The organism is Streptomyces albospinus (genome assembly GCF_014648695.1).
Taxonomy (GTDB): domain Bacteria; phylum Actinomycetota; class Actinomycetes; order Streptomycetales; family Streptomycetaceae; genus Streptomyces; species Streptomyces albospinus.
Genome location: NZ_BMRP01000068.1, coordinates 19,074 through 27,130, shown reverse-complemented (window position 1 = coordinate 27,130; position 8,057 = coordinate 19,074). Strand labels below are relative to the sequence as shown.

At 68.8% G+C, this 8,057-nt stretch carries 5 protein-coding genes and 2 pseudogenes; all 7 read left to right on the top strand.

Annotation, left to right across the window (positions count from 1 at the left end; genetic code table 11):
• Positions 1-209 (top strand): annotated as a pseudogene (locus IEZ17_RS45135) (transposase); the annotation flags it as partial.
• Positions 210-299: 90 nt separating this feature from the next.
• Positions 300-671 (top strand): annotated as a pseudogene (locus IEZ17_RS45130) (hypothetical protein); the annotation flags it as partial.
• Positions 645-920, top strand: a complete 276-nt coding sequence (locus tag IEZ17_RS43490; protein ID WP_506005280.1) for a hypothetical protein — start codon at positions 645-647, stop codon at positions 918-920. The pseudogene IEZ17_RS45130 and the gene IEZ17_RS43490, both read left to right, overlap by 27 nt.
• Positions 921-1,575: 655 nt before the next feature.
• Positions 1,576-1,905: a trypco2 family protein gene (locus tag IEZ17_RS38755; RefSeq protein ID WP_189308330.1), complete on the top strand. Its 330-nt coding sequence runs from the start codon at positions 1,576-1,578 to the stop codon at positions 1,903-1,905.
• Positions 1,906-1,919: 14 nt separating this feature from the next.
• On the top strand, positions 1,920-4,568 hold the full coding sequence (locus IEZ17_RS38750; protein ID WP_189308329.1) for a hypothetical protein: 2,649 nt from the start codon (positions 1,920-1,922) through the stop codon (positions 4,566-4,568).
• Complete coding sequence (locus IEZ17_RS44040; protein ID WP_189308328.1) at positions 4,454-4,954, top strand: zinc ribbon domain-containing protein; 501 nt, start codon at positions 4,454-4,456, stop codon at positions 4,952-4,954. The genes IEZ17_RS38750 and IEZ17_RS44040 overlap by 115 nt, the downstream gene beginning before the upstream one ends.
• Positions 4,921-8,052, top strand: a complete 3,132-nt coding sequence (locus tag IEZ17_RS38740) for an ATP-binding protein (protein ID WP_189308327.1) — start codon at positions 4,921-4,923, stop codon at positions 8,050-8,052. Before IEZ17_RS44040 ends, IEZ17_RS38740 begins: the two co-directional genes overlap by 34 nt.
• Positions 8,053-8,057: the final 5 nt, after the last annotated feature.

Sequence of the window (8,057 nt, the reverse complement as noted above, 5' to 3'; positions counted from 1 at the left end):
CCCCAACGCCGAGACCGTGGTTCTGGTGATGGACAACCTCAACACCCACAACATCGCCTTACTGTATGAGGCATTCGAACCGCAAGAAGCCTTCACCCTGGCCCAACGCCTCGAGATCCACCACACACCCAAACACGGCTCATGGCTCAACATCGCCGAGATCGAACTCTCCGCACTCACCCGGCAATGCCTCGACCGCCGCATCGACGACCTCAACACACTCAACACCGAACTCACGGCCTGGCAGAACGCCACCAACACCGACCAACGCCAGGTGAATTGGCAGTTCACCACCCACGATGCACGCATCAAACTGCGCCACCTCTACCCCAAGCATTAGCCGCGACGATCTACTAGACGCTCATCAAGCTCTCGAACAAGACCTCAGCAACCACATCCAACCATTGCTCGACCTCAGCAGAGGGCATCTCGGCCTTGGCCAGCCCGAGCGCGCTCTCGCCCTTGCTCAGGAAGCCCTCGCTCTCGCACATGAACGAGAGGACTCCATCTTCCAGGGCTACATTTTGCTCGATGTCGGGCACGCCCAGTGCGCCAATGGGCAGCACGCTGAAGCACTTGAGTCCTACCAGCACAGCGCAGCGCTGCACCGTCAGCTTCGTGACCGTGCCCGTGAAGCTCAGGCGCTGGATGCGATCGGCGAGACGTACCAGGAACTCGACCATTTCGAAGAGGCCGCCGACTTCCACCGGACAGCGGTCGCCATGCTCCGGACTCTCAACAACTCCTGGTACCTGGCACTGGCCCTGGAACATCTTGCAGACGCACTTGCCGCAACGGATGAGGAGCAAAGCCGCCGGCACCGTGAAGAGGCCGCCTCACTCGTCGAGCAGTACAACGATCCGAAGGCTCTTGCGATGCACGAGCGCCTCGCCAGCGCTTTGCACAACACGCGCAACTAACACCGCATGGGAAGCCCGAAACACAGGCGGCGGACTACCGACGGTGGCGGTACGGAGGGTGGGGGCTTTTGCGGTTGGACAGGCGACGGATTTGCGGCAAGCTGCTGGCCCGGGTGGAGCAGCCCTTTCGGTACGCCGGCGACATCGACATGAAGATACTCAAGGCCGTACTCGAACGCCTCGAGCGCGGCCGCGGGCTCTTCGCAGACGACAGCGTCAGCGCCCTGCGCACCGCGTGCGAGGACAGGCTGGCGCTGCTGCTGACCTCTCTGCAGCGATCCCACATCCAGCTGCGGCACAAAGCTCGGCTACGCCTTCAGCCAGGTCGCGGGCGAGCTGCGCAACAGCTCGATTCCCAATCCGGCCGCCATCGCCGCTCTCGTCCCGCTCGCCATTCCGTTCCACCGGCGCCTGCGCACCGGGGTCGTCATGGCGCTGGAGAACACGGGCGAGCTGCTGCGCAGGGCTGACAACGGTGAACTGAGTATCCGTGGCGTGTCGGGGCTCCGTCTTCCGCTTCCGCCGCTGGCACCGTTCCGGCGCACCGCGCCGACCGCCTCGTAGGCCCGTGCCGGGCGGGCCGATCGTGTCCTTCCGCCGCTGGCCGCTGCCCGGCAGACTGGCTCTCCGCACAGAAGCGATCAAGGGGGAAACCATGGAGTTAGAGCCCACCGAACTGTCCGAGGCGATCAAGGCGGTGCGCGAGGGACTGGCGGCCGCGCAGCAGGACGGGGACGGGTCACCGGTTCGGTTCACGGTCAAGGAGATCGTGCTGGATCTGGGAATCGAGCTGCGGAACACCGCGTCGGCCGGCGGCGGGGTGAAGGCGTTCGTGGTCTCCGCGGACGCCAAGGGGGAGCGGGCGAAGACGGCAACGCACCGGATGACGGTCACCTTGACGGTAGCCCCGGACGGCGAGGGCAGCGATCTGCTGATCGGTGACACCGGTGGAGGCCGCGGCGGGCCGGTGGACGGCTTGCGGTAAAGGCGGGCTGAGCGATGGCAGGGGGAGCGGTTCTACGGACCGTCGAAGTCAGCAACCAGCACAAGCAGTCGTACGGGACCGGCTGTCTGATCGCGCCCGGCCTGGTGCTCACCGCCCATCACGTGGCCCTGCCGGGAGGAGGCAGTGCCGTCGCCGTCCGGGACACGGTGAGTGCCGCCTTCACCGAGGCGGTGGTGGTGTGGGAGAGCACGGAGCTGGACGCGGTGCTGCTGAAGGCCGACCGCGCTCTGGTCGGAGCCGGTATGGGCATCGTGCGCTGGGGCGAACTGGTCTGTGACTACCCGGGCCGCCGCCCCGTGTGCTCGATGACGGGGTTCCCCAAGGCGATGCGCCGCCGGGCCTCTGCCCGCTCCGAGCAGTACGTCGACGACCTGAAGACGGTGGAAGGAACCATCGCCCCGCACACCGGATCCCGCTCGAAGCTGTACGCGCTCGGAGTCGACGGCGCCGTGCCGACCGAGGTGAAGAACTGGCAGGGGCTGTCCGGGGCCGGGGTCTTCTGCAACGGCGTACTGATCGGACTTGCCCGCCTGGTCGACCGCCAGTGGGACCGGTGCCTCATGGTGCTGCCGCTCTCGCATCTGCTGGCCGCCGACGGCTTCACCCACGCGGTCGCCGCCCACACCGGCATGACCCCACGCCTCCAGCCCGCCGACCTACGGCCGCTGATGGACAACGCACCCGACCCGAAGCTGTCCTCTACCTACCTGCTCGACCCCCGCTCCCAAGTCACCAATCTCACCGGCGTGAGCGAACTCGTCCAACAGATAGAGCAGTGGTGCAAAGGCACGGACCGCATCGACGTCGCCGCCGTGACCGGCCTGGGCGGCACGGGCAAATCCCGCCTGGTCACCGAGGTTCTGCACCGCCTCACCACGCCCCCCGGCAACCAACGGCCCTGGAGCGGGGGCTTCCTCGCCGACAACCCCAGCCACACCGACTACCAAGTCCTCGCCGCCGCCAGCTACCCGCTGCTCCTGGCCGTCGACCTCGCAGAAACCCGCCTCCCACAGATCCGCGACCTCATGACGGCCCTGGCCGGCTCCCACGACGGCGCCACCCTCCGGGTCCTGCTCCTGGCCCGCGGACACGACACCTGGTGGCCGGCGCTGCGCCGGTACCTGCGCACCCGGAACGTCGGCCCGGCCGGGCAAGCCTTCACCCTCACGCCCGATGACGCCCTGGACGGCCACAGCCCCGAAGACATCTACGTAGAGGCGAAGGCGGCCTTCGCCCGACGCATCCGGCTGCTCCAGCAGGCCGGACACGGCGATGACACCTGGCCGGACAGCATCGTCGCCGACGCACCGCGCCTCTACGGCGCCGGCATCGAGCACGCCACGCGGCAACCGGTGATCTACCACCACATCGCCGCGCTCGCCGATGTGCTGGCCCACGCCAACCCCGAGTTCGCCCTGAACGACCACCCCATGGAGGTCCTGCTCGCGAACGAAGTGGAGTACGTACGGCGCATAGCCGAAGCCCGCCTGCCCGAAGGCACCGTCAACGACAAGCTGATCCGCACCCTGGTCACCGCCCAGTTCCTCGCCGGCGCGCGCACCGCGCAGGACGGCCGGGCCGCCGTCCGGGCCGGCTTCGACGTCCATCACCGCGGCTACGGGATCACCGCCCCTCCCGACGCCCGCCAGCTGGCCGCGCTCGACGACGTCCTGACCGCCGCCTACCCGGCCACCGACGGAGCCCACTGGGGCGCTGTCGGCGAACCGCTGGCCGCCGCCTGGCTTGCCGAAGTCGAGACCGACAGCGGCGAGGAGTTCATCGAAGCCTTCCTGCAGCACGACTCCCTCGCCACCGAGCAGCGCCACCAGACCCTCAGCACCGTCGCCCGCACCGCCCAGGACCAGCCCGGCCTCGCCGCCGGTGCCCATCGGGCCGTTGCCGCCGACCCGCAACGCCTACTGCCGCTCGCGGCCCAGACCGTCACCGCCGAACTCGGCACCGACCACGCCCGCCAGTGGCTCACCGACCTCGAACACGCCGTCGCCGACCGCGCTACGACCCCGGACGCCGACCCCGACACCTACCAGTGGGCCAGCAGCCTCATCAGCGAAGTCCAGGAGCGGACAACCACCGACAGAGACGACCTAGAGGAGCTGATCGGCACGCCCCTCACCCAGGAGGCCGACGCCCCGGAACAGCCGAACCCGGAGCCAGGCTCAGCCGTCCCCTCCGCCGACTCCCACCTTGTCCTGGTGAAACCACAGGTGGGCTGGCTCACCCGGACCGTCGTCACCTTCCTCGGCCTCTGCCACCTGGTCCTGGTCGCGGCCGTCCCCTCCGCTGCCGCTCTCAGCACCAGCATCGGGGGCGACGGATGGGTCCTATGGCTCTTCGTCCCCGCCAACGTCTCCATGCACCTGAGCATCGCGATCGCCTTCGGGGGCCGCCAACTCGGAACTCTTCCCTTCGCCTGGACCGTGCCGCTCATCGCGATCGGGATGACGACCTCGTCCGCCTTCCTGTTCGATCGGCGCTGGCCTGCGGACTGGCCCTCGCCCTGGCTCCTGTGGCCGACCCTCTTCGCCTTCGGCCTCACAGCCCTGACCTTCGCCTGGCGCTTCTCGTTCGGCCAGCTGCAGGACACCCGATTGTCCGCCATCTCCGAGAGAAGGCCGGGCTGAACCGGGCGATCCTCGACGCCGACCCTGGCGAACTGCTCCGGCAACTGACCTATAAGACTTCCTGGTACGGCTCCCAACTGGCGATCTTGGACGCTGGTGGCTCTCCAACAAGACCTGTTCAGAAAAACCCACGCCTGGCGCTGTCCCACAGGACGTTCCACTGCACCATCTGTGGTCTGACGATGGACCGGGACTTCAACGCGGCCCGCGACATCGAACCCACGCAGAACTACCCGACGTCGCCTCTGGCCAGCGGACCTGTGGCCCGATGTCCCGGCTTTCGTCACGCCGTTGCGACCGCGGTGACAACATGGTGGTGGCGGGTGCCGGTCGGAGACCAGGGAGGTCGTAGGTGGCGGGGCGGGGTCCTTCACGGCAGGAACTGATCAGGCGTCGGCGCCGCAGCGGGTTCGTCGGACGACGCAGTGAACAAGCCGCGTTCGAGCAGGCGCTGCGGCAGATGCCCGAGGAGGCGACGCAGTTCCTCTTCCACATCCACGGCCCCGGCGGCGTGGGGAAATCCACGCTGGCACGGCAGTTGGAGAGCGTCGCCCGTGAGGCAGGTGCGATCACCACCTACGCCGACGAGTCGGCCGCAGACCCCATCGAGGTGATGGAGTCCGTCAGCGCCCAGCTCGCTGCGCAGGGCGCGCCGTCGAAGGACTTCGACAAGGCGCTGGCGACCTACCGACAGCGGCGTCACGAAGCCGACTCCAGCCTGGCCGAGGCCGAGATGGCGGCCGGCTCCCCTGACTCGGCTGCGCCGCCCTCACCGTCACCGTCGAGCATGGTCGTCTCACAGCTCGGCCTGGCGGGCCTTGGGCTGATACCGGGCGTGGGCGCGTTCACCGGCGCGGTCAGCGCCAGCCATGTGGCAGCCGGCGCGGACCGCCTCAAGGCGATGCTCAGCGCCCGCCTGCGCAGCCCCGAGGACGTCCGGCTCGTCCTCTCCCCGCTCCAGGTCCTCACCCCCGTCTTCCTCCGAGCCCTGGCCGATGCGGCACAGAGCCGGCCATGGGTGGTGCTGCTCTTCGACACCTACGAGCGCAGCGGCCCTCTGCTGGATATCTGGCTACGGGACATACTGGTCAGCGACCGGTACGGCGAGCTGCCCGCGAACGTGATGGTGCTGCTGGCCGGCCAGTCCCGGCTGGACGTGCGGTGCTGGGGCGACTGGCTCGACCTCGTCACCGACCTCCCCTTGGAGGTCTTCACCGACGACGAGGCCCGCCACTTGCTGGCCACCAAGGGCGTCACCGACGAACGCGTAATCGACCTGATCCTGCAACTGTCCGAAGGACTACCTGTCCTGGTCTCCATGCTCGCCGAGGCACGCCCCACAGACCCAGCCGAGGTCGGCGACCCCAGCGGCACCGCCGTCGAACGCTTCCTGAAGTGGGAGACCGACCCCGCACGCCGCGCCGCAGCCCTCGCCTGCGCCCTCCCCCTGGAACTCGACCAAGACATCTGCCAAGCCGCCATCAACGACGACGAAGCGGCCGGGGAGCTGTTCACCTGGCTGCGCTCCCTGCCCTTCGTACGCGACCACGCCGGCCGCTACCGCTACCACGACGTGGTCCGCAACGCCATGCTGCGCCTGCAACGCCACCAGTCACCCGAACGCTGGCGAGAGCAGCACACCCGCCTCGCCGACGCCTTCCAGCAGCAGCGTCGGGAAAACGAGGGGCGCACCGGCTCCGACGAGGCGCACTGGGACGACGAACGCTGGCGCGCCTCCCGCCTCCACGAGACCTACCACCGCCTGTGCGCCGACCCCCGCGCCGCCCTACCCGACGCGCTGGGCGAACTCGTCAGCGCATACCACCACGACCTCGCCACCCTCCGACGCCTAGCGGACACCGTCGCACACGCGGGTGAGGATTCCGAGGCCACCGCCGTCATCGAAGCCGGACAGCGGCTGCGCGCCGCCCTCGACGAACCCGACCCGGCGATCGGCGCCTTGACCTTTCTCCTCTCCCACACCGCCCTCAGACCCCAGAGTCAGGCGCTCGCCCATGCACTGCGCGGCCGGCAGCACCGCAACGCCGAGCGCTACGAGCAGGCGATGATCGACTACGACCGCGCCATCGAACTGGGGCTGGACGGGAGCCTCGCCTACTTCGGGCGCGGGCTGACCCACTTCCAGCTCCGCCAATACCACGAGGCTCTTGCCGACTTCACCAGGGCCATCGAGGCCGACCCCACGGACAAGCTCAATCTGGCCCAGCGCGGCCTGGCACACCAGTTCCTCCAACAGTACGAGGCGGCAATCGACGACTACGACCGGGTCCTCGCCATCGACCCGGACTACATCTGGGCCCTCACCAGCCGCGCTGCGACACGTCATGATCTGGGTCACCACGAGGCGGCCCTTGCCGACTTCAACCGGGCCCTCGCCCTCGCTCCGGATGACATCTGGGCACTCCACAACCGCGGCCGCACCCACAGCGCCATGGGCCGGCACGAGGCAGCCCTCGCTGACCACGATCGAGCCCTCGCCATCGACCCGGACTACACCTGGGGCTTCACCAGCCGTGGTCTCACCTACCGTGCCCTGGGCCACCACGAGGCAGCTCTTGCCGACTTCAACCGGGCCCTCGCCCTCGCTCCGGATGACACCTGGGCCCTCGCCAACCGCGGCCACACCCACGACGTCATGGGCCGGCACGAGGCGGCTCTTGCCGACTTCAACCGGGCCCTCGCCCTCGCTCCAGACGACGGCTGGACCCGCGTCTCCCGCGGGCGGGTCTACGAGACCCGCGGTCACTATGCGCAGGCCCGAGCCGACTACGACGCGGCGCTCGACCGGGATCCCACCTACACATGGGCGCTCAGCAGTCGCGCCCGACTCCACCGCCACCTTGGCCACTGGGATGCGTCCGTCGTCGACTACACCCGGCTCCTTGAGATCGATCCCGGTGAAGCGTCGGCCTACGTCCAGCGAGCCAGCGCCCACCGCTTGGAGAACCGGTACACGGCTGCGCTGGCCGATCTCGGCCGCGCCTTGGAGATCAATCCGGACGACGATTTCGCCCTCGCTTGCCGAGGGCTCGTCCACCGTCTCATCGGCCGGTACGAGGCAGCCCTGACAGATCTCACACGCGCCGTCGAACTCGCCCCCGGCGACGGGTGGGCGCACTATGAACGCGCGGTGGCATTGCACGCCCTGCGGGACCCCGCTCGCGACCAGGCACTCGCGCGCGCTGTGGAGATCCTGGAGCCCGAGGCCGCGTCAACGGAGAATCCTTCGGCCGTCGTGCCGACGCTGGGTAACCTCTTCCTCATCCACTGCCTGATGCCTCACTGGGACGAGGCGGACCGCCGCCTGACCGCCTTCCTCGCTGCCCAGCCATCCTCCGGTCAGCTCGCCGAACTCCGCACCGTCATGGACACGCTGGTGGAGGTGTGCCCCGGCGCGGACGAACACCTGACTCCGTTCCGCCGCCGACTCACTGACGCCCTCGCCAACGCCGCGGACCGCTGAGTTGC